22 protein-coding genes and 1 pseudogene are annotated in these 24,445 nt (G+C 67.7%); 12 read left to right on the forward strand and 11 right to left on the reverse strand.

Features of this window, described 5'->3' with window-relative positions:
* Positions 1–182: 182 nt before the first annotated feature.
* Positions 183–944, reverse strand: a complete 762-nt coding sequence (locus E3T19_RS00005) for a DeoR/GlpR family DNA-binding transcription regulator (RefSeq protein WP_088457689.1) — start codon at positions 942–944, stop codon at positions 183–185.
* Positions 945–999: 55 nt separating this feature from the next.
* Here E3T19_RS00005 and E3T19_RS00010 point away from each other — a divergent pair, with 55 nt between their 5' ends.
* Both E3T19_RS00010 and E3T19_RS00015 read left to right on the forward strand, forming a co-directional pair.
* Positions 1,000–1,386: a DUF4406 domain-containing protein gene (locus tag E3T19_RS00010; RefSeq protein WP_240632304.1), complete on the forward strand. Its 387-nt coding sequence runs from the start codon at positions 1,000–1,002 to the stop codon at positions 1,384–1,386.
* Positions 1,383–2,096, forward strand: coding sequence for an NUDIX domain-containing protein (locus tag E3T19_RS00015; protein ID WP_134407754.1), 714 nt, complete (start codon positions 1,383–1,385; stop codon positions 2,094–2,096). The genes E3T19_RS00010 and E3T19_RS00015 overlap by 4 nt, the downstream gene beginning before the upstream one ends.
* Here the strand turns inward: E3T19_RS00015 and E3T19_RS00020 are convergent.
* Positions 2,093–3,094, reverse strand: a complete 1,002-nt coding sequence (locus E3T19_RS00020; RefSeq protein ID WP_088457687.1) for an SRPBCC family protein — start codon at positions 3,092–3,094, stop codon at positions 2,093–2,095. The two genes, E3T19_RS00015 and E3T19_RS00020, sit on opposite strands and share 4 nt — an antisense overlap.
* 418 nt (positions 3,095–3,512) lie before the next feature.
* On the opposite strand from E3T19_RS00020, the gene E3T19_RS00025 reads away from it, so the two are divergent.
* The 3 genes from E3T19_RS00025 (at position 3,513) to E3T19_RS00035 (ending at position 5,325) form a co-directional block, all read left to right on the forward strand.
* Positions 3,513–4,430 carry a hypothetical protein gene (locus E3T19_RS00025; RefSeq protein WP_088457686.1) on the forward strand — a complete coding sequence of 306 codons (918 nt, stop codon included), beginning with the start codon at positions 3,513–3,515 and terminating at the stop codon, positions 4,428–4,430.
* Between the two features lie 56 nt (positions 4,431–4,486).
* The gene (locus tag E3T19_RS00030) at positions 4,487–4,867 is read left to right on the forward strand and encodes a hypothetical protein (RefSeq protein ID WP_088457685.1); all 381 of its coding nucleotides are present in this window, start codon (positions 4,487–4,489) and stop codon (positions 4,865–4,867) included.
* Positions 4,868–5,004: 137 nt separating this feature from the next.
* The gene (locus E3T19_RS00035) at positions 5,005–5,325 is read left to right on the forward strand and encodes an ATP-dependent DNA ligase (RefSeq protein WP_088457684.1); all 321 of its coding nucleotides are present in this window, start codon (positions 5,005–5,007) and stop codon (positions 5,323–5,325) included.
* 10 nt (positions 5,326–5,335) lie between these two features.
* Here E3T19_RS00035 and E3T19_RS00040 read toward each other — a convergent pair whose 3' ends face one another.
* Complete coding sequence (locus E3T19_RS00040; protein ID WP_103460212.1) at positions 5,336–6,151, reverse strand: MBL fold metallo-hydrolase; 816 nt, start codon at positions 6,149–6,151, stop codon at positions 5,336–5,338.
* A gap of 118 nt (positions 6,152–6,269) precedes the next feature.
* Positions 6,270–6,827, reverse strand: a complete 558-nt coding sequence (locus tag E3T19_RS19460; RefSeq protein WP_134407755.1) for a TetR/AcrR family transcriptional regulator — start codon at positions 6,825–6,827, stop codon at positions 6,270–6,272.
* Between the two features lie 47 nt (positions 6,828–6,874).
* On the opposite strand from E3T19_RS19460, the gene E3T19_RS00050 reads away from it, so the two are divergent.
* Positions 6,875–8,569: an FAD-binding protein gene (locus tag E3T19_RS00050; RefSeq protein ID WP_134407756.1), complete on the forward strand. Its 1,695-nt coding sequence runs from the start codon at positions 6,875–6,877 to the stop codon at positions 8,567–8,569.
* Positions 8,566–9,627 (forward strand): SDR family NAD(P)-dependent oxidoreductase, encoded by a 1,062-nt coding sequence (locus tag E3T19_RS00055; protein ID WP_088457680.1) that lies wholly within the window; start codon positions 8,566–8,568, stop codon positions 9,625–9,627. The genes E3T19_RS00050 and E3T19_RS00055 overlap by 4 nt, the downstream gene beginning before the upstream one ends.
* A 66-nt stretch (positions 9,628–9,693) precedes the next feature.
* Here the strand turns inward: E3T19_RS00055 and E3T19_RS00060 are convergent, their stop codons facing one another.
* Positions 9,694–10,665, reverse strand: a complete 972-nt coding sequence (locus tag E3T19_RS00060) for an SDR family NAD(P)-dependent oxidoreductase (RefSeq protein WP_241979869.1) — start codon at positions 10,663–10,665, stop codon at positions 9,694–9,696.
* Between the two features lie 54 nt (positions 10,666–10,719).
* Here E3T19_RS00060 and E3T19_RS00065 point away from each other — a divergent pair, with 54 nt between their 5' ends.
* Positions 10,720–11,325 (forward strand): TetR/AcrR family transcriptional regulator, encoded by a 606-nt coding sequence (locus E3T19_RS00065; protein ID WP_134407757.1) that lies wholly within the window; start codon positions 10,720–10,722, stop codon positions 11,323–11,325.
* 179 nt (positions 11,326–11,504) lie between these two features.
* Here E3T19_RS00065 and E3T19_RS00070 read toward each other — a convergent pair whose 3' ends face one another.
* Positions 11,505–12,602: a hypothetical protein gene (locus tag E3T19_RS00070; protein WP_134407758.1), complete on the reverse strand. Its 1,098-nt coding sequence runs from the start codon at positions 12,600–12,602 to the stop codon at positions 11,505–11,507.
* Positions 12,603–12,935: 333 nt separating this feature from the next.
* On the opposite strand from E3T19_RS00070, the gene E3T19_RS00075 reads away from it, so the two are divergent.
* The 4 genes from E3T19_RS00075 (at position 12,936) to E3T19_RS00090 (ending at position 20,126) form a co-directional block, all read left to right on the forward strand.
* Positions 12,936–15,890, forward strand: a complete 2,955-nt coding sequence (locus E3T19_RS00075; protein WP_134407759.1) for a glycoside hydrolase family 3 N-terminal domain-containing protein — start codon at positions 12,936–12,938, stop codon at positions 15,888–15,890.
* Positions 15,891–16,010: 120 nt separating this feature from the next.
* Positions 16,011–18,416: a beta-glucosidase gene (locus E3T19_RS00080; protein ID WP_134407760.1), complete on the forward strand. Its 2,406-nt coding sequence runs from the start codon at positions 16,011–16,013 to the stop codon at positions 18,414–18,416.
* Between the two features lie 43 nt (positions 18,417–18,459).
* Positions 18,460–19,113, forward strand: coding sequence for a hypothetical protein (locus E3T19_RS00085; RefSeq protein WP_134407761.1), 654 nt, complete (start codon positions 18,460–18,462; stop codon positions 19,111–19,113).
* Positions 19,110–20,126 (forward strand): glycosyltransferase family 2 protein, encoded by a 1,017-nt coding sequence (locus E3T19_RS00090; protein ID WP_134407762.1) that lies wholly within the window; start codon positions 19,110–19,112, stop codon positions 20,124–20,126. Before E3T19_RS00085 ends, E3T19_RS00090 begins: the two co-directional genes overlap by 4 nt.
* On the opposite strand, the gene E3T19_RS00095 is transcribed toward E3T19_RS00090, so the two are convergent.
* The 5 genes and pseudogenes from E3T19_RS00095 to E3T19_RS00110 all read right to left on the reverse strand — a co-directional run bounded on the left by E3T19_RS00095 (position 20,090) and on the right by E3T19_RS00110 (position 24,231).
* Positions 20,090–21,439: an ATP-binding protein gene (locus E3T19_RS00095; protein ID WP_134407763.1), complete on the reverse strand. Its 1,350-nt coding sequence runs from the start codon at positions 21,437–21,439 to the stop codon at positions 20,090–20,092. The two genes, E3T19_RS00090 and E3T19_RS00095, sit on opposite strands and share 37 nt — an antisense overlap.
* Entirely contained in the window at positions 21,436–22,149 is a 714-nt protein-coding gene (locus E3T19_RS00100) for a LytTR family DNA-binding domain-containing protein (protein ID WP_198418757.1), read from the reverse strand. Before E3T19_RS00100 ends, E3T19_RS00095 begins: the two co-directional genes overlap by 4 nt.
* 150 nt (positions 22,150–22,299) lie before the next feature.
* Complete coding sequence (locus E3T19_RS00105) at positions 22,300–23,277, reverse strand: MFS transporter (protein ID WP_255578469.1); 978 nt, start codon at positions 23,275–23,277, stop codon at positions 22,300–22,302.
* 92 nt (positions 23,278–23,369) lie between these two features.
* A pseudogene (locus tag E3T19_RS19465) lies at positions 23,370–23,801 on the reverse strand (hypothetical protein); the annotation flags it as partial.
* Positions 23,704–24,231, reverse strand: a complete 528-nt coding sequence (locus E3T19_RS00110; RefSeq protein ID WP_241979870.1) for a TetR/AcrR family transcriptional regulator — start codon at positions 24,229–24,231, stop codon at positions 23,704–23,706. The gene E3T19_RS00110 and the pseudogene E3T19_RS19465, both read right to left, overlap by 98 nt.
* Positions 24,232–24,445 lie beyond the last annotated feature (214 nt).

Raw genomic sequence — 24,445 nt, forward strand, 5'->3', positions numbered from 1 at the left:
CAGAACCGACGACGAACCTCACGCGGAAACCCAACACGACCACCCATAACCAACACCTCAATCAATCAGGTGTTGCAACGACCCCCTGAACCCAAGGGGTGCAAATGTCCGATTCGGGAACAGTTGCCACCGAGGTCGGCGGGAGGTCGGCGGACGGGCGGCAGCAGCGGGGAGGTCGACGGTCAGTCGCCGATGCCCAGGATGCTGACGCCGGCGTCGCGCAGGCCGGCCAGAGTCGGATCGTCGGCCGCGGTGTCGGTGACGAGGCCCGCGATCTCGTCGAACGGCAGCACCCGGTAGGGCGACGCCACCCCGACCTTCTCGGCACTCGCCAGCACGAAGGTGTCGGCCGCCCGGCCCGCCAGCGCCCGCTTCATCGCGGCCTCCTCCACATCGCCGGTGGTCAGGCCGGCGGTGGGATGCACCCCGGTGACGCCGAGCAGGAACAGGTCGGCGGTGATCGCCTGGGCGGCCTCGACAGCGGCGGCGCCACAGGTCACCGCGGAGTGCTTGAACAGCCGGCCGCCGAGCAGGAAGACCTCGACGCCGTCGTGCGGCACCAGCGCGGCGGCGATGGTGGGGCTATGGGTGATGATCGTGCAGGTCAGGGTCGAAGGCAGCGCCTGCACCACCGCGAGGGTTGTCGTGCCGCCGTCGAGGATCACGGTGCTGCCCGGCATGATCAGCCGGGCCGCACGCGCGGCGACCCGGTCCTTGCTGTCGGGTTCCACGAGCCTGCGCTCGGCATACTGCGCCAAAGCGGGCGACACCGGCAGGGCACCGCCGTAGACCCGCTGGCATAAGCCCGCGGCGGCGAGTTCGCGCAGGTCGCGGCGCACGCTGTCGTCGGAGAGGCCCAATTCCGCGGCGATCTCCTTGGCCACGACCTTGCCGTCCCTGGCGAGGCGGTCGAGCAGGAGGGCCTGGCGTTCCGCAGCGAGCATTTCGCGTTCCTTCCGAGTTGTGCATGTTTCTGCACGTTGTATTACTGTAGCGGACATGACCAGCTCCCTGATGATCCTGATCGCCGGCCCCTACCGTTCGGGCACCGGCGACGACCCCGTGCTCCTTCGCCAGAACCTCGCCCGCCTCGAGGAGGCGGCCTGGCCGATCTTCCAGGCGGGCCACCTGCCGATGATCGGCGAGTGGGTGGCGCTGCCGGTTCTCGCCAGCGCCGGGGTGACGGATGTGGCCCATCCGCTGGCCGCCGACGTGATGTATCCAACGGCCGAGCGCCTGCTCGAGAGGTGCGACGGCGTACTGAGGCTGCCCGGCGACTCCCGCGGCGCCGACCAGGACGTCGCCATCGCCCGGCGCCGCGGCATCCCGGTGTACACCAGCATCACTGAGATCCCGGGCCTCGCCGAAGCATCGACGCACCGGTGACCCCGGTCGCACTCGGGCGGCTCGGCGTCGACCTGCCGGACGGTCGGGGGCGTACCGGCCTGGACCAGGCCGGTGCTGGCCTGCACGGCAACCCGGCCGTCACGGTCGAGCGGGTGGAGGTGACCTCCGACGGATGGCATGTGCTGCGGCGCACCACCTTCGGCTACCGGCGGCGCAATGGCCAGGTCGTCACCGAGCAGCGGGAAACGTACGACCGCGGCAACGGCGCCACCATCCTGCTCTGTGACCCGGACCGGCGCACCGTGCTGCTCACCCGGCAGTTCCGCTACGCCGCCTACGTCAACGGCCACGCCGACGGCATGCTCATCGAAACCGCGGCCGGGCTGCTCGACGACGACGCCCCCGAGGTGGCGATCCGCCGGGAGGCCGGCGAGGAGCTCGGCGTGAGGGTCGGTGCGGTGCGGCACCTCTTCGACCTGTACATGAGCCCGGGCTCGGTCACCGAGCTGGTGCACTTCTATCTGGCCTGGTACGGGCCGGCCGACCGGGTCGACTCCGGGGGCGGTCTCGCCGAGGAGGGCGAAGACATCGAGGTGCTCGAGGTGCCCATTGACGACGCCCTCGCCATGGTGGCCGACGGCCGCATCGTCGACGGCAAGACAGTCATCCTGCTGCAGTGGGCGGCACTGGCCGGCATCTTCCAGGCCTGCGCGAACCCGGTGTCCCGCACGGTGGCGAGGTCCGACTAGTCGGCCGGATGCTGACCGCGCGTGGCCACCTCGGCCTCGGCGAGCTGGGTGAGCTTCTCGAGGCTCAGGGGCCACTGTTCGCCGAACATACCGGCCCATTCATCGTCCACGTCCACATCCACCGTCAGGGTGGTGACCCCGTCGGCCTCGGTGAAGGTGTAGTTCTCGTGGGTGCCGATCAACCGTTTGGCGGCGTCACTGGTGGTGTCCTCGATGCCGTTCACGATCTGCCCGCGGTACTCGATGGAGAGGAACTCGTGCGGGCGGTGCTCGACGATCACCCCGACCATGCCGCCCTCGTCCCCGCCCTCGTCGCTGCCGAAAAACCGGATCTCGCTGCCGGGCAACCAGCTGCCGAGGAAATATGACCCCGGGTTGAACACGCTGGTCCACTGCCGGTAGGTGGCGTCGTCGAGCATCGTCTCCCAGACGATTTCGGCCGGGGCATTGATCTGGGTTGAGAAATGCATGGTTTCCATGGCGGGAGTGTAGCTCCGGTCTCGCGTCCGCGCAGCCGGTTCGGCTGCCCGCTGCGCCCAGGCTGCCTCGGCCAGACCCTTGAGCTTGGCCAGCCCCTTTGGCCACAGCTCACCGAACAGTTCTGCGTAGGTGTCCGCGGTGTCCACGTCGATCGTCACCGTCGTCACCCCGTCGACCTCGCTGAAAGAGTAGGCCTCGCGCGCGCCGATCAGTTGCCTGGCCTCCCGGCTGGTGGTGTCATCGACGTCGTTCACGATCTGGCCCTGGTACTCGATCAGCACGAACTCGTACGGACGATGTTCGGTGATCACCCCGTACATGCCGTTCAGGCCGTTCAGTTCACCGCCGGGATTGCTGCCGAGAAACCGGATCTCGCTGCCGGGCAACCAGTCACCCTCGAAGTAGGAGTCCGGGTTGAACACGCTCGTCCACTGCCGGTAGGTGGAATCGTCGAACATCGTCTGCCAGACGATGGCGGCCGGTGCATTCACCACAATTGAGAAATGCTGCGTTTCCATGCGGTGAGTGTAGCTCCGGCCGCATCGCGCTCCTAGGGCTCGGCACCGGACCCGAATACTGGGAGTACGAAATTATTCGAAAGTACTTCCCCATTCCGACCTGTGGATAACCCTGTGGACAGGGTGTGGAAAACCCCGGAATCACCGCGCTGAGGCTGTGGATTGGGCTGTGGAAAAGCTGGGGAGAGAGCTGTGCACTTCTCTGAAACGGCCCGGCGCGGCGAAGTCCCCCACACGCCTCCCGCGTGCTAGCACTCTCGAAAGCGGATTCGTCTGCGCGCGGTTCGGGGGCCGCCCGGAATTCCGTGGTCACGGCCGGAGGCGTGGAAGGTCTAGCCTGATCCTCAGCGGCACTGTGGCCGCGGGGGGCACGCACCGGCGCGGAGGCCCCGGAAAGCGGCCAGTGAGTTCGACGGATATGACACGATCGGCGGAATTCGATGCCTTCGGCCCCTGGGTGGACCGGGTGCACGACGCCACAGAGGTCCCCGGCCTGTACCGGGACTACCCGGTGGATTTTGTCACCAGCCGGCTTGTGCTCAAGGTGCCCCGCAACATCAGCCGGCGGGATGCGCTGCCCACGATGGACCTGTACGACCACCTGATCATCGCGGCCCCGGAGGCGCTCGTCGTGCTGAGCCGTGCGAACGCCGACACCAGCGGGAGCCCCCGCGGCTACACCGAGAGGACCCTCGGCTACGGCGACGTCGCTGCGGTCACCGAAACCATCGACATGGTGGACGGCCGCCTCGACATCCTGGCCCGCACGGGCGAGACCCTCACCGTGCCGTACAACGGGTCGTCGCAACAGGTGATCACCCGCCTCATCGATGTGCTGAGCGAACTCACGCTGGCGGCGCTGCGGCCCACGCCCGCCGTGACGATCCCCGAAGCGGATGCCCCGCTCGCCGACCTCGATCTGCTCGACCTGGGCAAGGAAGATGTGGGCCTGGTCACCTCATACTTCGACGTGATGCGCCACGAGCTCGGGGCGATCCTGCTCGCCGCCCACGGCCGGATAGTCTTACCGCCCCGCGGCGGCCTGGTCAATCGGGCCGTGCACGCCCTCTACCCGATGACCCTGCACGGAGCGGTGCTGTGCCGCACCGACCGTGAGCTGCACATCGTCGGACGCAAGGGCTGGCTGGTGCGCGGAAGCACCCCCGATCTGTCGCGCTCGCACACGAGCATCCCGTTGGCCGCGATCGATGAGATCGTGCTGGCGCCGCACCCGACCTACCTGGACGCATCCGTCGTCACCGTCCGCCTGGGCGCGGCGCGGATCGACCTGGTGCTGCCCGAAGGATCGGCCGCCGTGCAGGCGCTCGTCGGGTAGCAGCTGCCCGGCCGAGGTCATTCCCAAGACTCCGCCGCGCGGTTATCGTCGGTGGCATGAAGCTCATCACCTACGCCGGTGGCACCATCCTCACCGGCGACGACGTCGCGGAAGCCTTACTCGACTACGTCACCGCGCACTCCCAGGGTGAGGAGAGCATTGCGGTGGAGATCCAGGTGCTCGAACCCGACGGCAGCACCCGCACGCACACTCTCGTGCTCGGCCCGGCCACCGAACTGAATGTGGCCGATGTCGCGGAGGACTCGCTCGCGGGTGAGATCGCGCTCTTTCCCCTGCCGGTCTTCCCGCCCAGCCACATCCTCGCGGTGAAGGAGCCATCGGCCGAGACCGAGGCGGAGGCCGAGGAGCACGCCGCGGACTTCAACAGGGCGGTCGAGGAAATCGACCAGGGCAGCGACGGGTTGTTCGACCGGTGACGACCGGCGGGCGCCGAGTGTCATAGCCAGCGAAGCCACCTCGGCCTACACTCCGTCGTGAGACACCAGTCCGCGCCGGTCCTCGCATCGTGCGGGCCCTCCGGTCACAACGAGGAATGTGCAAAACGAGGAATGTGATGGGCAAGTTCATCTACGGGACGCCGGCGATCTCGGTAGAGATCGACGACCGCACACTCGCGCACCTCAAGGTCGTGATCGTGGCCAAGCTGCGCCGGGGCGAGAGTTTCGCATTCTCCTGGGAACGGTCCAAGGACTCGGGCAGTGGCCACAGCTCCATCTGGCTGAACCCCGCGGTACCCCTCGATTTCGAGTTCTCCGGCAAGCGGGAGCCCACGCTCAACCGCACCTGGATCGATGAACTCGTGCAGGTGGCGAACACCCCGGCCGGCCTGCGCATCCTCCCCGAACCGCCAGAGCGGACCCCGCGAGCCGAGTGACCCACGCGCCTCAGGTGAGGTCGTCGAAGTCGCCGCGCACCCAGCCCCAGTGCCGGTCGGCCGATCGGCGCACCACGGCGCGGGCATCCGCCGCGATCACGGTGTCGAAGTTGCCGTACAGCCGGTCGAAGGTCAATCGCTCGAGGGTGCGGGCGATCCGCTCCACCACCGGACCTGACAGCGGTAGCCGGTTGGGGTAGCTGCGCATGAAGCTCACCGAGGTGCGGTCGGGGTTGGCGAACACTGTGTCGCCGCTGAGCAGCACGCCGCGCCCAGCCGCGCCGGCCGCCCAGTGCAGTACCCCGCTGCCGGGGAAGTGGCCGCCCACCTGCATCAGCGTGACGCCGGGCAACAGGCGCACCTCGCCCGACCATGCCCGGATCACCGGGTCGGGTCGGGCCACCCAGGCCAGGTCGGCCTCGGCCACCAGCACGGGCACACCGCCGAGCGCCCTACTCCACTCCACCTGCAGGCCGAACATGTGCGGATGGCTGGCCACGATCGCGCGCACCGGCCCGCGTTCGAGCACCCGGCCGGCGATGTCGTCGTCCACGAAGCCGATCGGGTCCCAGAGCACGCTGCCCGTGGGGGTGCAGAGCAACTTGGTCTGCTGGCCGATGCCCACGGTCGGGGTGCTCTCGATGCCGAACAGGTCGGGTTCGAGCTCGAGGAGCTCGGCCCGGTAGCCCGCCTCGTACAGGTCGGCCAGCGTGGTCCACCGCTGGCCGTCGGCCGGCACCCACTGCCGTTCATCGGCGCAGATGGCGCAGACGCCGGTGTTCTCGGCGTGCTCGACGCCACAGGTGGCACAGATCCAGAAGCTCACGGGGTACCTTCCGCAGGTGTCACAGACGGATGTTGCCGTCAGTATGCCGCCGCGGCACCGGGTTGCCCACCCGAGGACGAGCAGCCCCGCCCCACCATGTTGCCGTCCGTCTGGCCGCTCAGCGCGGGGCGAACGCCGCGTGGAAGAGACCCCAAGCCCGCCGGGCCACATCCGGGCGGTCGGCGGCGTCGCTGCGGGCCAGCACCCCGGCCAGCATCGACACCGCGAGGATCACATCGGCGGTACCGACGTGTTCGCCGATCCGGCCGGCCGCCTGCTCGCGCACGAGGAGACGCGCCACGACGATGTCGAGCCGGTCGGCCAGATGCACCGCGCGGGGATCGTGGGCATTTGCCATCACCAGGTCGATGAGCGCCGTCGAGGCCAGCGCCTGTTCGATCACCCGGTCCAGCAGGTCGTCGAGGGTGCTCTCCGGCCGGTCCACGAAGGTCTCGAGCGCCGCGAGGTTCTCGTCGAAGATGGCGATCGCCAGGGCGGTGCGATCGGGGAAATGCCTGTAGAGACTGCCCTGGCCCACGCCGGCCCGGCGGGCCACCGCGCTCAGCGGCGCGGTGAAGCCGTCGGCGGCAAAGACCTCCCGCGCGGCGGCGAGGAGCGCCCGGCGGTTTTCGGGTCCGGCACTCGGCCCCCGATTCGCTTTGGAATTTGTGCCCACCGAGGTAGGTTACATCCGGACAGTGTTGTCCGGATCGAGGAGGAGTCATGACCGCCCACTGGGATCGCGAAGTTGACGTACTTGTAGCAGGATCGGGCGCCGCGGGATTGACCGCCGCCATCACCGCCGCCGACGCTGGACTCACCGCCCTCATCGTCGAGAGCACCGGCCGCTGGGGCGGCACGACCATGCTCAGCGGTGGCGGCCTGTGGATGCCGAACAACCCGTTGATGAAGAAGCTCGGCATCCAGGACTCCCGCGCCGACGCCCTCGCCTACATGGCAGCGGCAATCGGTGACGCCGGCCCGGCCAGTTCCATCGAGCGTCGAGAGGCCTTCGTGGATGCTGTGCCGCGCGTGTTCGGCCTGCTCGCCGGCCTCGGTGTGCGCTGGTGCGCGGCGAAGGACTACCCCGACTACTACCCGACCCGGCCCGGCGGCAGGGTCGGCCGTGGCATCGAGGTGCAACCCTTCGATGCCAAGCGCCTGGGTGACTGGGTGAAGTCCTCCCGCGCCGATGAGGGCATCCCGGCACCGTTGAAGACCGACGACGTCTGGCTGCTGTCCAGGGCCTGGTCCACGCCGACCGGCTTCGTGCGCGGCGCCCGCTTCGTCTTCCGCACTCTCGGCGGCATCGTCACCGGCAAGCGCCTGCACGGGCTCGGCGGCGCCCTGGTGATGTCGCTGATGGAGATCGTGCGCAGGCAGGGCACCGAGGTGCTCCTGGACTCCCCGGTCACCGAGCTGGTGCTCGAGGACGGCCGCGTGGTCGGCGCGATCGTCACCACCTGGGCCGGATCTGTGCGCATCCGGGTCCGGGCCGGCGTGGTTCTCGGCGCCGGCGGCTTCGCCCAGAACCAGGAGTGGCGCCAGAAGTACCACGGCATGCCCGGCAACAGCTCGGCGGCCGCCGGCGACCAGGGCACCGCCATCGACGTGGGAGTCAAGGCCGGCGGTGCGCTGGCAATGATGGACGACGCCTGGTGGGGCTCCGCCGTGCCGATGGTCGACGGCACGGCCCAGTTCATGCTCTCCGAGCGGTCGATGCCGTTCGGCATCATCGTCGACCAGGCCGGCTCCCGGTACACCAACGAGTCCCAGAGCTACATCGACTTCGGCCACGACATGATCGAGCACCACCGGCAGACGCCGACGATCCCGTCCTGGTTGATCGTGGACGTGCGGCACCGCCGCCGGTACCTGTTCTCGCCGCTGCTGATGGGCGGCAAGGCCCTGCGGGCCAACGGCATCGTCGTCACCGCGGACACCCTCGAGGAACTCGCCGACCGGCTGAACATCGACCCGGGAGCATTGCGGACCACCGTCGAGAGGTTCAACGGCTTCGCCCGAAGCGGGGTGGACCTGGACTTCGGCCGCGGCCGAACCGTCTACGACAACTACTACGGCGACCCGAGCGTCAAACCCAACCCCAACCTCGGCCCGCTCGAAAAAGGCCCGTTCACGGCGGTCAAGGTGGTGCCGGGTGACCTCGGCACCAAGGGCGGCCTGCTCACCGACGAGAACGGCCAGGTGCTCACCGAGGCCGGCACCCCGATCCCGGGACTCTACGCCGCCGGCAACACCACGGCCTCCGTGATGGGCCACACCTACCCGGGTCCCGGCTCCACAATCGCCCCCGCGATGGTGTTCGGCTACCTCGCCGCCCTGCACGCGGCCGCAACTTCCGTCTCCGTCAACCCCGCGGAGACGGTCATCCCGAAAGAAAAGGAACCACTCGCATGACCCAGAGCATCCTCACCGCCGATTCCTCCGTAGGCTCCTGGCTCGACGACCCGATCGGCGGACCCATCCTGCGCGACCTGCTCGCCCAGGGCGGCCAGAGCGCCGACGCGCTGCGCCCGGTGCGCAAGCTCGCGATCAAGCGTCTGGTCAAGCTCAGCAAGGGTCAGTTCCCGCCCGAGCTGATCGATGACCTGGTGCGCCGGGTCGCGGCCGGTGACATGCCGGCCTCCGCCGCGGCAACGGATGCGCCGCCCGCCGCCCCGGCAGCCGCCGGCCCCGCCGCCGTCGAACGCCCCGAGTGGGTCGAACGCATCGACGCGGGCCGGTTCACCGGCAAGACCGTCATCGTCACCGGAGCCGGTTCCGGCATCGGCCGGGCCACCGCCGCCAGGGTCGCCCGGGAGGGCGGCCGGGTGATCGCCGTCGACATCTCGGAGGAACGCCTCGACGATTTCGTGGCCGAGCTCGCCGGCGCCGACATCGTTCCGGTGGTGGCGAACATCACCGACGACACCGCCATCGCCGCGATCGTCGAAGCCGCCGGCGGCCAGATCGACGCCCTCGCCAACGTCGCCGGCATCATGGACGACATGACCCCGGTGCACGAGGTGACCGACGCCGTCTGGCAGCGGGTGTTCGCGATCAACGTGGACGGCAGCATGAAGCTCATGCGCGCCGTGGTGCCCGGAATGCTCGAGCGCCAGTACGGCTCCATCGTCAACGTGGCCTCAGAGGCGGCACTCCGCGGCTCCGCGGCCGGCGTGGCCTACACGGCGTCCAAGCACGCCGTCGTGGGGCTGACCAAGAGCAGCGCGTACATGTACGGACCCAGCGGCATCCGGGTGAACGCGGTGGCCCCCGGCCCCGTCATCACCAACATCGAGGCGAAGTTCGCGTCTGAGCTCGGTGCCCAGCGGGTGCGCGCCGGCATGGCGGTGCTGACCGACGCCGTCGAGGCGGATGCGCTCGCCGCGTCGATCACCTTCCTGCTCAGCGACGATGGCGTGAACGTGAACGGCCAGGTGCTGGCCAGCGACGGCGGCTGGTCGGTCGCCTAGCCGCCAGGTCTCGGCAAACTCCACCAACGGACTGGTCGCGACCCCGGATACGTCGCCTGTGGGCGGTCAGGCGGACGCGACCAGCCCGGCGGACACGTCCCACAGCCGGCGGGCGGTGTCCGGGTCGAGCGCGTGGGGGAGCACCCCATGGATGCCGTCGACGATGGCGGGCACCACGGCCGCCGGGTGGCAGTCCTCGTAGTAGCCCGGCGTTCCCGCGCCGAGCGTCGCCCGGGTGGCCACGAACACCGAGGTCGCGGCTCCCTGCGCAGGGCTCTTGCCCGGATACCGGCTCTTCATCCCCGCCAGCACCTCGGGGTCCCAGTGCCGCTGCAGGTTCGTCCAGATGCCGCCCGGCATCAGGGCGGCTGCGGCGATGCCGTCATCCGCCCACCGCCGGGTGGCCTCGAGGGCGAACAGCACGTTCGCGGTCTTCGACTGCCCGTACGCCAGCGATGAGTCGTACGCATCCCGCTCAAAGAACAGGTCGTCGAACCGGATGCCGCTCGAGCCGTGCCCGCTGGAGCTCACCGCCACGATCCGGGCCCCGTCGGCGGCGGCCAGCGCCGGGTGCAGCGCCGTCGCGAGAGCGAAGTGGCCCAGGTGGTTCACCGCGAACTGCATCTCCCACCCGGAGAGCGTCCGCAATTCCGGGGTGTGCATGATGCCGGCGTTGTTGACCAGGATGTGCAACGGGCCCGACCACCCCGCCGCCAACGCCCGCACCGTGCCCAGGTCGGCCAGGTCGAGGTGGGCCACCCGCACGGCACTGTTGCCGGTGCTCGAGCGGATCTCCTCCGCGGTGCGGGCGCCGGCCGCCAGATCCCGCACCGCGAGGGTGACGCTCGCGCCGGCAGCGGCCAACGCCCGCGCTGTCTCCACCCCGATGCCGGAACTGGCCCCGGTCACCAGGGCGGAGCGTCCGCCCAGGTCGAGGCCGCGCACCACGTCGAGTGCGGTCGATTCGGCCCCGAAGGGCGATCGGGAATCGGGGGACAGGGGCTGGGGCAGGGGCTGGAGTTCACTATTGGACTTCACGGTCCATTCGTACCACACCCTGGACCGTGCGGTCCAGTACGCTACGATCGACGCATGGAGGAGACGAAGATCACCGCGCGGGGCCGGGCCACCCGCCAGCGGATCATCGAGGCCACCGGAGAGCAGATCCTCGCCGCGGGCATCGGCGGCACCACCCTGGACACCGTTCGCGCCGCCACCCTCACCAGCAAGAGCCAGCTCTTCCACTACTTTCCCGGCGGCAAGACCGAACTGGTGCGCGAGGTCGCGACCTGGGAAGGCCGGCAGTTGCTCGCGGCGCAGGAGCCCTACATCCACGACCTGAGCACCTGGGAGTCTTGGAACGCGTGGCGCGCCGCGCTGGTGGATTACTACCTCGGCCTCGGCCGGTGGGCGTGCCCGATCGGGTCGTTGGCGACGCAGGCCGCGATGACCGACCCCGACCTCGAAGCCTTCTTCAGCGCCAGCATGGCCCAGTGGCGGGACACCCTGGCAGCGGGCGTGACGAAAATGCAGGCCGGCGGGCTTATCGACCAGGCGGTCGACCCCCAGCGCATCGCCGTGGTGATCCTCGCCGCGATCCAGGGTGGCCTCGTGCTCAGCCAGCCGATGCGCTCGGCCTGGCCGCTGGAAGCGGCCCTCGACTCCGCGCTCGCGCCGTTGCATCAGGCGGCAACCTAGTCCGGCCTCCCGGTGCCGCGTCGACGCCGAGTGGCCGCACAGTGCCGCACGGCAAGCGTCCAAGGGGCGCTTCGCCCGAAGTCGCCGAGCGGAATCTTCGCCAGTTGCCGAAAACACCTCGTCGGGCGTCCCGAACGGGGGATGTGAAGCAACTCGGGGTGGCGCGCGAACCGGCAGCGCTACCTCGCTGAGCCGGCACCGACGGTGCTCGAGCGGCGGAGCCGGTACCGGCCCGAGAGCACGCCGATCAGCCACTCGACCGGGCCCTTTCCCACAAACCGCCACCAAAGGATCCCCACGATCGGCACGCCGATCACGAGCACGAGCCAGGCGACCGGGTCGGTGCTGCCGTAGCTGATCCCGTTGCCGGCCATCCACCCCACCACGGCCACCTGGAACACGTACAGCGACAGCGAGATCGAGCCGATCGCCTCGAACGGCAGGAACACCGCACGCACCACGGCCGCGGTTCGCCGCCCCCGCAGCGACGCGAGCAGCATGATCACGCCCAGCACCCCGAGCACCAGCCCGGCATCGTGCAGGGTGTCGAGGTAGCTGCCCGACGGGCTGAACTCCGCCCCGGTCGCGCCGCGCCAGAGCGGCCCGAGCCACCAGGCGGGCACGGCGACCGCCATCAGAATCCAGCCCGCCCGGCGGCCGCCGAAACGGATGCGGAACAGCAGGGCTCCGAACAGGAACCAGGGCAGCAGATTGGTCACCCGGTAGTGCGGGCTGAGGAAGAGCCACTCGAGGAGGAAGCTCGCCGGGGTGCGCTCACCCACGGTGAGCAGCGGACCGGTGGCGGCCAGCATCAGCTCATTGAGCGGGGCGCCGAGCACCAGCACCGCCGCCAACACGGCGACCAGCGCCCGGGTGCCCAGCAGCACCAGCGGGGTGCCGATTGCGAGCACGATGCCCAGGAAGGAGAGCACTATCGCGATCCAGCTGCCCCAGGTGGACAACAACAACCCGAGCAGCACCAGGATGGCGCCCCGGATGACGTTCTGCAGGATCACCGTTCGTTGGGCGGATGCGGTGCCCGCCTTGGCCAGCACGATCGCCGCGGCGGCGCCCATGGTCGTGGCGAACAGCGGGGAGGCCACGTCGTTGAGCTGGCCCTGCAGGAAGGCCGTTGCCTCGGGCTGGTCGACCATGATGGGGCCGGCATGGGCGATGAGCATGGCCATGATGGCCACGCCGCGTGCCACATCCGGCACCAGGAACCGGTCCCGCTGCAGACGGGGCGCGACCGGGATGACTACGGCGGAACCGGCCATGGGGCACCTCTCTGCTGCGGTTGGGCGGAAGCGGTGATGCTTCTCCCATCGTCGCATGACAGTCGACTGAACGTGCTCCCGGTAGCCATCGGCGTCGGCGCAACAACTTGTGCACCAGAATCGACAGGTTATGCATTCCGGTCCTGCCGCAAACCGCGCGCTGGTTGACTGCACACGTCTCGGAGACCTCTGAGGCATGCCAAAGACGGCAAACCGAGGAGAGCGGCAGCGCAGCACACGGTTCGACGTCGGAACCCTCCTCCCCACTCGGGGGATTCCGGTGCGGACCGCTCAGCTCTCTGAAGCGAATAGTTTGTTCAAGGAGAACGCTCTATGAGTACCCGAGCGGCGAAGAAGCCGATGTCCAACAAGAAATTTGCCACCATCTCGATCAGCGGTCTGAGCCTTGTGCTCGTTGTCGCGGTGACGGCGAACGTCCTCCTTTCCGTGTACGGCAGCTGGGTCGAAACCCAGCTCGGCACGGGCACCTACGCGGTGGAGAACAGCAGCGAAACCGCTGACTGGGACACCGAGTACAACACGGCGGATTACGCCACAGAGGAGGAAAGCGACGCCGCGGCGGACGCCCTCGTGCAGGAGATCGCCGCTGAAGGCGTCGTGCTCCTCAAGAACAACGGCGCACTGCCCCTCGCGGTGGACGACAGCGCCAATGTCACCCTGCTGGGTCGCGCCGCGGCTGACCCGATCTACGGCGGCTCCGGCTCCGGCTCGGTCGACACGTCGACCGCGATCAACGCGAAGACCGGTCTGGAAGATGCCGGCTTCGAGATCAACGGGAATGTCTACGACCTGCTCGCCGACTACGCCGCCGAGACGCCGCGCTCCACCATCGTGATGGACCTGCCCGCAGACTCCAGCTACGCGGTCGGCGAGATGCCCGTCGCCGATTACACGACGGATGCCCTCGCCTCGTTCGAGGACTACAACGACGCGGCCATCGTCGTGATCGGTCGTGGCGGCGGAGAAGGTGGCGACCTGACCACCGACATGGAGGGCTCGGACGACAACTACGAGGCCGGCCAGCACCAGCTCGAACTCAACCTCGACGAAAAGCAGCTGATCGCACTCGCCAAGGAGAACTTCGAGACCGTGGTCGTGCTCGTCAACGCCAGCACCACCCTCGAGCTCGGCATCCTTCAGGATGACGAGGGTATCGACTCGATCCTCAGCATCGGCTCACCCGGCCAGAGCGGCTACGCTGCCGTCGGTAAAGTTCTGAACGGCGAGGTCAACCCGTCCGGCCGCACCGTCGACATCTACCCAGCCGACCTCACTCTCGACCCCAGCTTCGTTAACATGGGCGACTTCCAGTACTCCAACATCTCCGGCCTCGCCGAAGACGCCGCAAAGGGCGTCGAGGGCAACGCGTCCTTCGTGGAGTACGAAGAGGGCACTTACGTGGGCTACCGCTACTACGAGACCGCTGCGACCGAGAACTTCATCAACTACGACGATGCCGTGGTCTACCCGTTCGGCTACGGCCTGAGCTACACCAGCTTCAGCCAGGCGATCGTGACCAGCGAGCTGGGCGCCGTTGACGGCGAGGTCTCGGTGGATGTCGAGGTAACCAACACCGGTGACGTCGCGGGCAAGGATGTCGTGCAGCTCTACTACACCGCCCCGTACACCATGGGTGGCGTGGAGAAGTCCTCCGTCGTGCTCGGCGACTTCGGCAAGACCGCCGTCCTCGAGCCCGGCCAGTCTGAGACCGTCACCGTCACCTTCGCGGTCGAGGACATGGCGTCCTACGACTACGCGACCGAGGCGGCCTACGTCCTCGATGCCGGCACCTACCAGCTCAAGATCCAGAACGACTCGCACGACCTGGAGGACGGCGTGCAAGCGATCGACTACAGCGTGACCGAGCGGGTCGTCTACAGTGGCGACACCACGCGGAGTACGGATAACGTTGCGGCGACCAACCAGTTCGACGACGTCACCGCAGAGTTCACCGACGGCCTGAGCGTGACGATGTCGCGGGCCGACTTCGCCGGGACCTTCCCGACGGCGCCGACCGAGGCCGACATGGTGGCCAATGACGCCGTCGTGGCCGACTTCCAGGATTACGACTTCGCGGCCGCGGCCACCGAGTCCGACGCCGAGATGCCCGTCACCGGCACCGAGGGCACCCTCGACCTGATCGACGTGCGCGGCCTGGACTACGACGACGACGCCTGGAACGAACTTCTGGACCAGTTGACCGTGGACGAGATGACCCAGGTCATCCTCAGCGGTGCCTACAACACCGGTGCGATCAACTCCATCGTGAAGCCCCTCACCGCGGATGTCGACGGTCCGGCCGGATTCAGTTCCTTCTTGAGTGACGCCTACAGCGGCACCGCGTACCCGTCAGCCGTGCTGATCGCCTCCACCTGGAACACCGACCTCGCCTACGACATGGGCGTGTCCATCGGCAACGAGGCACTCTTCATGGGCGTCAACGGCTGGTACGGACCGGCGATGAACCTGCACCGCTCCGCATTTGCCGGGCGCAACTTCGAGTACTACTCCGAAGACGGTCTACTCTCCGGCGCCATGGGTGCCGCGGCCATGTCCGGTGCGGGCAGCAAGGGTGTCTACTCCTACGTGAAGCACTTCGCCCTGAACGATGTCGAGGTCAACCGTTCCAACAACGGCATCGCGGTATGGGCCGACGAGCAGGCGATCCGAGAGCTGTACCTGAAGCCCTTCGAGATCGCCTTCAAGGAGACCACCGCTGAGATAAAGTTCATCTCTGATGAGGACGGCACCGTGTCCACCCGTGACCACGGCGCGACCGCGGTGATGAGCTCGTTCAACCGCATCGGTTCCGAATGGGCCGGCGGTAACGATGCTCTGATGACCACGGTTCTCCGCGACGAGTGGGGCTTCCGCGGCATCGCGATCACCGACTTCAACCTGTACGCGTACATGTCCCCCGACCAGGCGATCAAGGCCGGCACCGACCTGATGCTGACCTTCCCGCCCATGAAGGGGCTGGAGGACACGACGAGTGCAGAAGGCGTCAGCAACATCCGCACGTCGACCCACAACATCCTGTTCGCCGTGACCAACAGCAACGCGATGAACGGGATCGCCACCGGCGCCACCGTCGAATACACGCAGCCGCAGTGGCGCACTGTGCAGATCGGCATCGACGTGTTGCTGGGCCTGCTGCTCGCCGGAGGTGCCTTCCTGGTCTACCGCCGGGTGCAGAAGCACCAGGACGACGACCAGGTCACCCCGGATGCCTCGGCCACAGAGGCGCCGCTCACCGAGACCCCGTAACGGCGGCCTCGAAACAGCGACAGGCACGACCTGATCCGATTCACCCGAGGATCGGCCGCCCAGCGTTCTGGGCGGCCGGTCCTCGGCCGGGCACACAAACTACAAGAAAAGCAGTAGAGCATGATCGAGAATCTGACCTTGCTGGAAAAAGCCGCGATGCTGAGCGGCAAGAACATCTGGGAGAGCCGCGGGATTCCGCGCCACGGTGTGCCCTCCCTGTTCATGTCCGACGGCCCGCACGGTGTGCGCAAGCAGCTGGGCTCCGCCGACCACTTGGGTATCAACGCCTCCCAGAAAGCCACCTGCTTCCCCACGGCGGCCACCGTCGCCAACAGCTGGGACCCGTTGCTCGCCGAGCAGATCGGTGAAGCCCTCGGTGAGGAAGCTGCCAGCCTCGATGTTGATGTGCTCCTCGGACCCGGCCTCAACATCAAGCGCAGCCCGCTCTGCGGACGCAACTTCGAGTACTTCTCCGAGGACCCCTACCTGGCCGGCAAGATGGCCGCCGGCTATGTGCGCGGCATCCAGTCCCAGGGTGTGGCCGCCACCCCCAAGCACTTCGCGGTGAACAGCCAGGAGCTGCGCCGCATGACCACCGACTCGGTACTCGACGAACGCACCCTGCGGGAGATCTACCTCACCGCCTTCGAGATCGTGGTGCGAGAAGCCGAACCCCGCGCGCTGATGACCAGCTACAACCTGGTGAACGGTGTCTATGCCAACGAAAACACGTTCCTCCTTCAGAAGGTGCTCCGCAACGAGTGGGGCTTCGAGGGTGCCGTGATCACCGACTGGGGCGGCGGAAACGACGCCGTCGAGGGGGCCCGCAATGGCAGTGCGATCGAAATGCCCTCGCCAGGCCTCGAGTCAGTGCGGCAACTTGTCGCCGCCGTCGAGAACGGCGCGCTTCCCGAAGCTGAGCTGGATGCCCGGGTGCGCGAGGTCATCGAACTGGCCCTCGCCTTCCGCAGCCCCCTCGACCCGGTGGCGCCGCTGGACGTGGCCGGCCACCACCTGCTCGCGCAACGCGCCGCCGAGCAGAGCATCGTGCTGCTCAAGAACGACCGCGGACTGCTGCCGCTGGCACCCGGCACTCGGGTGGCGGTGATCGGCGACTTCGCCGAGACGCCGCGCTACCAGGGCGCCGGCTCTTCGATGGTGAACCCCACCCAGCTCACCACCACCGTGCAGGCGATCGGCGCCACCGAGCTGGAACTGGTGGACTTCGCCCGAGGCTTCGACAGGCACGGCGCCGCCGACGAGGACCTCGCGGCGGCGGCGGTGCTTGCCGCACAGGCATCCGACGTTGTGCTGCTCTATCTTGGCCTCGATGAAGTCAGCGAGTCGGAGGGGCTGGACCGCAGCGATATGCGGATGGCGCCGAACCAGCTGGCGCTGCTCAGCCGGCTGCGCGCGGTGAACCCGAACGTGGTGGTGGTGCTCAGCGCTGGCAGCACCGTCGAGATCCCCTGGCTGGGCGAATGCGCTGCTCTGGTGCACGGCTACCTGGCCGGTCAGGCCGGCGCCGCCGCACTGCTGAATGTGCTTACCGGTGCGGTCAACCCGTCTGGCAAGCTCGCTGAGACCTACCCGATCCGGCACGAAGACACCCCGGCGTTCCGCTACTTTCCCGGCACCGAACGCACAGCCGAATACCGCGAGGGCCTCTATGTGGGCTACCGCTACTACGACACCGCCAGTGTGCCGGTGCGCTTTCCGTTCGGCTTCGGGCTCAGCTATACCGAGTTCAGCTACAGCGGCCTCACCGTCACCGACACCGCCGTGAGCTTCACCGTCCAGAACTCCGGCACCGTGGACGGTGCCGAGATTGCGCAGCTGTACATCGGCCGCAACGGCACCGGCGTGCATCGGCCGGCCAAGGAGCTCAAGGGCTTCGTCAAGGTGCCGCTGGCCGCTGGGGAGAAGCGGGTCGTGACGATCCCACTGGACGACAAGGCCTTCCGCCACTTCGACGTCGTGAGCGGCGCCTGGCAGGTAGAGACCGCCGAGTACACGGTGCATGTGGGCGCGAGCGTCGCCGACATCCGCCTCAACGGCACCCTCACCGTGCCGGGCACGCTGGTACCGGTCGCACCCACGGTGCCCAGCCCGTACCATACGGCGGCGATCACGGATATCTCCGACGCCAACTTCGCGGCCCTGCTCGGCCGTGAGATCCCGCCCGCGCACTGGACGCCAGGGCCGCTGGGCATCAACGACGCGCTCTGCCAGATGCGCGATGCAAGGAGCGTGCTCGCCCGCCTCGCCTTCAGCATCCTCAATCGGATGCTGAAGAAAAGCGAGGCTGCCCACAAGCCTGACCTCAACCTGCTCTTCCTGACCAACATGCCATTCCGCGCCATCGCCAAGATGACGAACGGTGCCGTGAGCCTGGACATGGTCGAGTCGATCCTGCTGATCGTGAACGGTCGCTTCGTCAGCGGCTCCGGTGCCCTGATCCGCAGCTCCCTGCGCAACCGCCGAGCCAACTCCCAGACTCGCAAGGCACTGCAGGCCACCGCCTGAGCCGCGTTCCCCTTAGTTCTCGCATCCCAAGAAAGAGATTCTGATGATCACCCGCATCAAGGCACGCTGGTCGGCCTTCGTCGAAAAGCGCCCCGCCGTCGCCCAATTTATTGTCTTCACGGTGCTCAGCAGCGGTATGACCGTGCTGCAGTTCATCATGATGCCGGTGATCAAGTGGATCTTCGGTATGACCAGCCTGGTTGACACGGGCTTCCAGGTTCTGCCGGTCGGCACGAACTTCGACGGCAGCACCTATTACCTCTTTGACTACGCTGCTGGAGCCCTCCCGCTCGGCGGCGGCGGACTGGCGTACTTCCTGGCCGTGCAGATCACCCTGGCCATCGCCCAGGTGATCAACTTCTTCGCCCAGCGCAACATCACCTTCAAGTCCAACAGCAGCCCGTGGGTCGCGGCGTTCTGGTACACCGCCGCCTACGTCGTGATCAGCTTCGGCGCGGCTGCCCTGCAGGGCCTCTACAAAGCCCCGGTCTACGAGCTGCTGATCTCCACCTGGGGCCTCGGCGCCGGCGGCGAAGCGCTCGCCGACGTGATCACTATGCTCATTAACGCGATCATCTCGTTCTGGGTCTTCTTCCCCATTTTCAAGGTGATCTTCAAGCGCGAGCCCGACCTGGAAGACGTCGCCACCGGCGCGGCGCGTCGAGATCGGGAGCGCACAGCGGTGACACTCAGATGAAGACTCTGTCAGTTGTCGTGCCGTGTTACAACTCGGCCGACTACATGCGGCGGTGCCTGGATTCCCTGGTGGCCGGAGGGGCCGATGTCGAGATCCTTGTGATCAACGACGGCTCCACGGACCAAACCGCTGCCATCGCCAACGATTACCAGGCTCGATTCCCCGGAATCGTGCGCGCCATCCACAAGCCGAACGGCGGCCACGGTTCGGCCATCAACACCGGTATCGACGAGGCGTCCGGGCGGCACATCAAGGTCGTCGACAGCGACGACTGGGTCGACGCGGATGCGTACACGGCGGTTCTGCACACTCTGATCGGCTTCGCCGACGACGGCACCGAGCTGGATGCGCTGCTGAGCAACTTCGTCTATGAGAAGGCCGGCAAGCGCAGCACCCACGCGGTGCGGTACCGCAGTGCCCTGCCGCGGGGCCGCCTGTTCGGCTGGGACGAGGTGGGCCGGTTCCGGCCGACCCAGTACATCCTGATGCACGCCCTGATCTACCGCACCCAGCTGTTGCGGGACTGCGGCCTGCGTCTGCCCGAGCACACCTTCTACGTCGACAACCTCTACGCTTTCGTGCCGTTGCCGCACGTGCAGACCATGTTCTATCTCGACGTGGACTTCTACAGGTACTTCATCGGCCGGGACGGCCAGTCGGTGAACGAGGCGGTCATGATCCGCCGCATCGATCAGCAGATCCAGGTGAATCGTCTGATGCAGGAGAACCTGCCCACCATTGACGCCGTGCCGCCGCAGCTGCACGCCTACCTGTTGCATTACTTCTCGATCATCTGCGGCGTGACGTCGATGATGCTGATCCGGTCGGGCACGGCCGAGAGCTTCGCGAAGAAGGAGGCCTTCTGGAGCGCACTGCGGCAGGAGCAGCCTCGGCTGCACCGGCGGATGCGTCGCCGTCCGGTCGCCCAGATCACCAATCTGCCCGGCCGCGCGGGCCGCGGGGTCTCGGTGTGCGCCTACCTGGTGGTGCGGCGCGTGGTCGGCTTCAACTGAGCTGACGACTTGGGGATCAGCACCCGCAGCACAAACCAGTTGTCCTCGGTGTGGATAGTCACCGACCCGCCGTATCGTTCAGCCGTGTAGCGGATGTTGCGCAAGCCGTAGCCGTGCTCGTCGCGGTCGGACTTGCGGGTGACGAGCGCGCCGTTTTCGAAGCTGAGCTCACCCTCGTAGTAGTTCTCCACCCGGATGAGGACGAGGTCGTTCTGTGCGTACAAGGCCAGCCGGATCAGTCGGCGGTCCGGATCGAGCAGCGTCATTGTGCTCTCGATGGCGTTGTCGAGGGCATTGCCGAAGATCGTGCTGATATCCATGGCATCGAGGTCGTCCAGCACGGTTCCGTCCGCGACGGCCGTAAGGGTGATCTCGTGCTCGGCACAGTACATGCTCTTGGCGGTGAGGATGGTGTCGAGCACCCCGTTGCCGGTCTTGTTTTGGGCTTCGTAGCCCTTGATGCTGCCCTCGAGCTCATCGAGGTACGCGGCCTTCTTCTCCGGGTTGCTCTCGGCGCGAATGATTCCGATCTGGTGCTTCATGTCGTGGTACTTGCGATTGACCATGTCGATGTTGCGCTTGGAGAGCAGGGTCTGGTCGTGCTGGCTGCGCAAGATGCCGTTCATCGCGTCGAGCTCGGTCTTGCCCTGGGCCTCCAGGCGCTGCTCCTGCTGGGCGTATAGCGCCGCGTAGCCGCAGAGGTTGACCAGGGTGCGGATGTAGAAGATCTCCAGGCCCAGGCGACCGCTGAACGGGGTGTTCGCATTCACGAAGCTCATGTTGCTCATGGTGAAGGTGGCCAGTGCGATCGCGACGGCGCTGATGAGTTCCTTGGTGGTTGCGTTCAAGGGGCGGTCTTCCGGGAAGAGACGGGCCTCCAGGAAGTAGGCGGCCGTGAAGGCGGCGCCGTACACGCCCAGGAGCGCCAGGCCGTGCCAGAGCAGGTCGATGGCCGCGGTCGGTGGCAGGAAGTACGACTCGAGTTGCCACTGCAGGGACGCCACCAGCTCGGCCAGAACGAGTGCTCGCGCCGTGAAGTAGCCGGCATCCTTGGCTGAGAGCTGCGCCGAGCCGTATAGGAGCGCGTACATGCCCGCCACGGCCAGCACCATGCCCAGGGTCCAGAACACGATCGGCAGAGTGCCGGCGAACACCTGGATCCCGAGCAGCCCTGCCGCTCCGCCCGTCAGCGCAAGCGCCAGAGGGACGGCCGGCAGCCGCTTACGCAGGATCAGGATGTAGACCAAGCACGCCGCCCACTCGGCGAGGCCGGTATAAGCCCGCGGGATATCCGGAAGGGTCTCGATGATCACGCGGCCCGACCACCGACATAGTCCGTCAACGCGTCGAGGAAGGCCTTCTTGCGCGGCCGGCTGATTTGCAGTTCCTTGCCGCCGACGAGCACGCAGCTGCTCTGCTTGACGCCGGTGACGTGCCGCAGGTTCACCAGGTAACCATTATTGCTTCGGAAGAACCCCTTACCGTTCAGGGTCGCTTCCATCGCCTTCATCGTGCCGACGAAGTGGTACTGCCGGGTGAGGGCGTGTGCCACCATACGGTGCTTGACGCTCTCGAAGTAGAGGATCCCGGAGAGGTCGACACGGAGCAGCTCGCCGTCAACGGTGAGCATGATCGAGTCGCTGGCGCGTTTGCGCACGCGCTCGATCGAGCGGTTCAGCTCCTGGGAGAAGGCAAAGTAGGGCACCGGTTTGAGAAGGTAGCTCAGGGCATCCACCTCGTAGCCGCGGATGGCGTGCTGCGCCATGTTCGTGATGAACACGAGCACGACCTCGGGGTCCACCTCGCGAATGTGTTTGGCGGCGGTGAAGCCGTCGATGTGCTCCATTTCGACGTCGAGAAAGATGATGTCGAAGTCAGGGATGTAGCCCGCCGAGATGTCCCGCCCATCGGCAAACGTACGGATCTCGAAGGACTGGCCATGCTCGGCCTCGTAGCGGCGCAGGTGGTCGAGAACATGCTGCCTGCTCCGTGGCTCATCTTCCACGACTCCGATGCGGATCACAGTATTGCTCGCTCCTGGTTCGATGGCGGCACTGGCTGGCGGCATCGTTATCCCGGTTCCACGTGCATTTCACAGTACCAAATCGAGGCCACGCAACAATTCATATACCCGCCCCCGCTGCAGACGCGGCGGGGGCTGGGTGGCCGAGACTCAGCCGGTGTGCGTGCCGAACGAAATCAGCGCGGGCGCCGGTACAGCTTGACGAGCAGCACAGCCGAGACGGCGACGATCAGCGCGCCGAACACCGGATGCATGTCCTTCGACAGGCTCTGGGCGCCGTCCGGCCGCAGCAGTGGCGGTGATGAAAGCGCCGCCGAGACCGACCCCGATGACGAGGCTGGGGCCGAGCATGTGCACGGCGAAGACGGCCTCACTCGGCACCGCTGCCAGCCACAAGAGGCCGGCCGCGAGAACCAGCAGGGAGCCGATCAGCGTGCGCTTCACGCCTAGCCTGCCCACGAGTGCGGGCGCGATCCCCGCGACGAGCACCAGGGCGCCGGCGAGCGGCAGCTGGCTGAGGCCGGCGGTCAGAGCGTCGTAGTGGAGCACGGCCTGCAGGTGCACCGAGAGGGCGAAGAAGAGGGCCACCATCGCCGCACCGAACAGCAGCATCACAAGATTGCCGGCGCTGAGGTTGCGATTGCGGAACACGCCCAGCGGTACCAGCGGCTCGGCGCTGCGGGGCTCGACAGCGATGAACGCGGCGCCGAGCCCGAGGGCGGCGGCGGCCAGGCCTAGGGTGAGCGGATGAGCGAAGCCGACCTGCTCGATTCTGCTGAGCGCACCGACCGCGGCGACCAGCGCCCCCGTGATGGTGATCGCGCCGGGGAAGTCGAGCCGGGACGGGGGTGTGGCGGGGTCGCGGTTGATCAGCATCGGGATGGCGACGAGCACGAGCAGTCCGACCGGCACGTTGACGAAGAACACCGCCTGCCAGCCGAAGCTCGCGGTCAGCGCGCCGCCGAGAAGCACGCCGGCGGCCGACCCGATGCCGGCAACGGCGCCCCAGATGCCCAGGGCCTTCGCCCGGTCGGTGCTCGCAGGGAACAGTTGGGTGAGCAAGGCCAGCGCCGCGGGGGCGAGCAGTGCGGCGGATGCCCCCTGCACGGCGCGGGCACCCAGCAACATCCCGCCGGTGAGGAGAGGCCCGCGAGGACGGAGTCCGCGACGAAGCCCGCGGTGCCGAGGAGAAACAGCCGACGGTGGCCGTAGCGGTCGGCAAGCCGGCCGCCGAGGAGGAGTAGGCCGCCGAACGGCAGAACGTAGGCGGTGATGACCCAGGCCAGGGCCACGGTGTCCAGGCCCAGCTGGCCGCCGAGCACGGGGGGGGGAGGGGCGATGTTGACGATGGACGCGTCGAGGACGACGAGGAACTGCGCCAGGGCCAGCCGGTGAGGGCAGCCCAGCGATGGCTGCTCCGCGGAGTCGGTGCGAGCGCCCCGGTGAGGGTGCGCGTCGGGCCGGTGACGGGGCTCATGATGGGTACCTTTCGTGGAGAGAGTGACTGGACACTCACTAATTTGGACAACCGAAAATGGATCGGGTCCTGGCGGTTCAGGCGGGGTGGCGGATGCCGTGCGACAGGATCGTCGCCCACTCGTCGGGCACGGTGTCGATGCCGGCCGTGACGATGAGGTGGCAGAGCTGCCCATAGGCGACGAAGCGCTGCACGGCGCTGTCGCTCGCCCCCGAGCGGGTCTTGGCGAAGCGGGTCACCCGCTTCAGCCCGGCGCGGGGGGCCTGGCCGATCTCCGGGATGTCGGCGACGGACTGGGCATGCACCTGGAGCAGCAGCAAGGTTCGGTCGCTGATGAGTTCTGCGTAGGAGCCGCCCATCGCTTCCAGCACCGCATCGGGCCCCTGATCCGCCGCAGAGTCGGCCCCGGCCGCGAGGGTCGCGAGGATGCGCTCGAAGCAGTCGTCGAGCGCCGCCACGAACAGTCGTTCCTTGCTCGGGAAGAGCTTGAACACGTAGGCGGGGGAGATGCGGGCGTCGCGGGCGACATCGGCGATGGTCGTGCCGTGGTAGCCGCCGCGGGCGAACTCGCGCACGGCGCTCGCCGCGACGACGGGCGTTCGCAAGTGTATGTCTGACGGGCCCCGCCAGTACCTGCTCCCACAGGAGACCGGAAGCCGTCAGGGCCAGGTGTGCATCCGCCGTCTCGCGGCAGGGTTTATGCCCGGCGGCACCCGCTACAGCGCGTGCCGCGGGGACGAGCGCGTGCCGCGGGGACGAGCGCGTGCCGCGGGGACGAGCGCGGGCCGGGCCGGGCCGCCCGAGCGGGCCAGGTCAGCC

It is taken from the genome of Cryobacterium sp. TMT4-31 (assembly GCF_004403385.1).
GTDB lineage: Bacteria > Actinomycetota > Actinomycetes > Actinomycetales > Microbacteriaceae > Cryobacterium > Cryobacterium zongtaii.

Excerpts from the sequence above, each read along its gene's own strand:
- E3T19_RS00070 (WP_134407758.1), bottom strand. The coding sequence starts at position 12,602 with ATGGCCGGTTCCGCCGTAGTCATCCCGGTCGCGCCCCGTCTGCAGCGG.
- E3T19_RS00005 (WP_088457689.1), bottom strand. The coding sequence starts at position 944 with ATGCTCGCTGCGGAACGCCAGGCCCTCCTGCTCGACCGCCTCGCCAGG.
- E3T19_RS00025 (WP_088457686.1), top strand. The coding sequence starts at position 3,513 with ATGACACGATCGGCGGAATTCGATGCCTTCGGCCCCTGGGTGGACCGG.
- E3T19_RS00020 (WP_088457687.1), bottom strand. The coding sequence starts at position 3,094 with ATGGAAACGCAGCATTTCTCAATTGTGGTGAATGCACCGGCCGCCATC.
- E3T19_RS00065 (WP_134407757.1), top strand. The coding sequence starts at position 10,720 with ATGGAGGAGACGAAGATCACCGCGCGGGGCCGGGCCACCCGCCAGCGG.
- E3T19_RS00105 (WP_255578469.1), bottom strand. The coding sequence starts at position 23,277 with ATGTTGCTGGGTGCCCGCGCCGTGCAGGGGGCATCCGCCGCACTGCTC.
- E3T19_RS00075 (WP_134407759.1), top strand. The coding sequence starts at position 12,936 with ATGAGTACCCGAGCGGCGAAGAAGCCGATGTCCAACAAGAAATTTGCC.
- E3T19_RS00050 (WP_134407756.1), top strand. The coding sequence starts at position 6,875 with ATGACCGCCCACTGGGATCGCGAAGTTGACGTACTTGTAGCAGGATCG.
- E3T19_RS00080 (WP_134407760.1), top strand. The coding sequence starts at position 16,011 with ATGATCGAGAATCTGACCTTGCTGGAAAAAGCCGCGATGCTGAGCGGC.
- E3T19_RS00090 (WP_134407762.1), top strand. The coding sequence starts at position 19,110 with ATGAAGACTCTGTCAGTTGTCGTGCCGTGTTACAACTCGGCCGACTAC.
- E3T19_RS00085 (WP_134407761.1), top strand. The coding sequence starts at position 18,460 with ATGATCACCCGCATCAAGGCACGCTGGTCGGCCTTCGTCGAAAAGCGC.
- E3T19_RS00010 (WP_240632304.1), top strand. The coding sequence starts at position 1,000 with ATGACCAGCTCCCTGATGATCCTGATCGCCGGCCCCTACCGTTCGGGC.
- E3T19_RS00035 (WP_088457684.1), top strand. The coding sequence starts at position 5,005 with ATGGGCAAGTTCATCTACGGGACGCCGGCGATCTCGGTAGAGATCGAC.
- E3T19_RS00055 (WP_088457680.1), top strand. The coding sequence starts at position 8,566 with ATGACCCAGAGCATCCTCACCGCCGATTCCTCCGTAGGCTCCTGGCTC.
- E3T19_RS00030 (WP_088457685.1), top strand. The coding sequence starts at position 4,487 with ATGAAGCTCATCACCTACGCCGGTGGCACCATCCTCACCGGCGACGAC.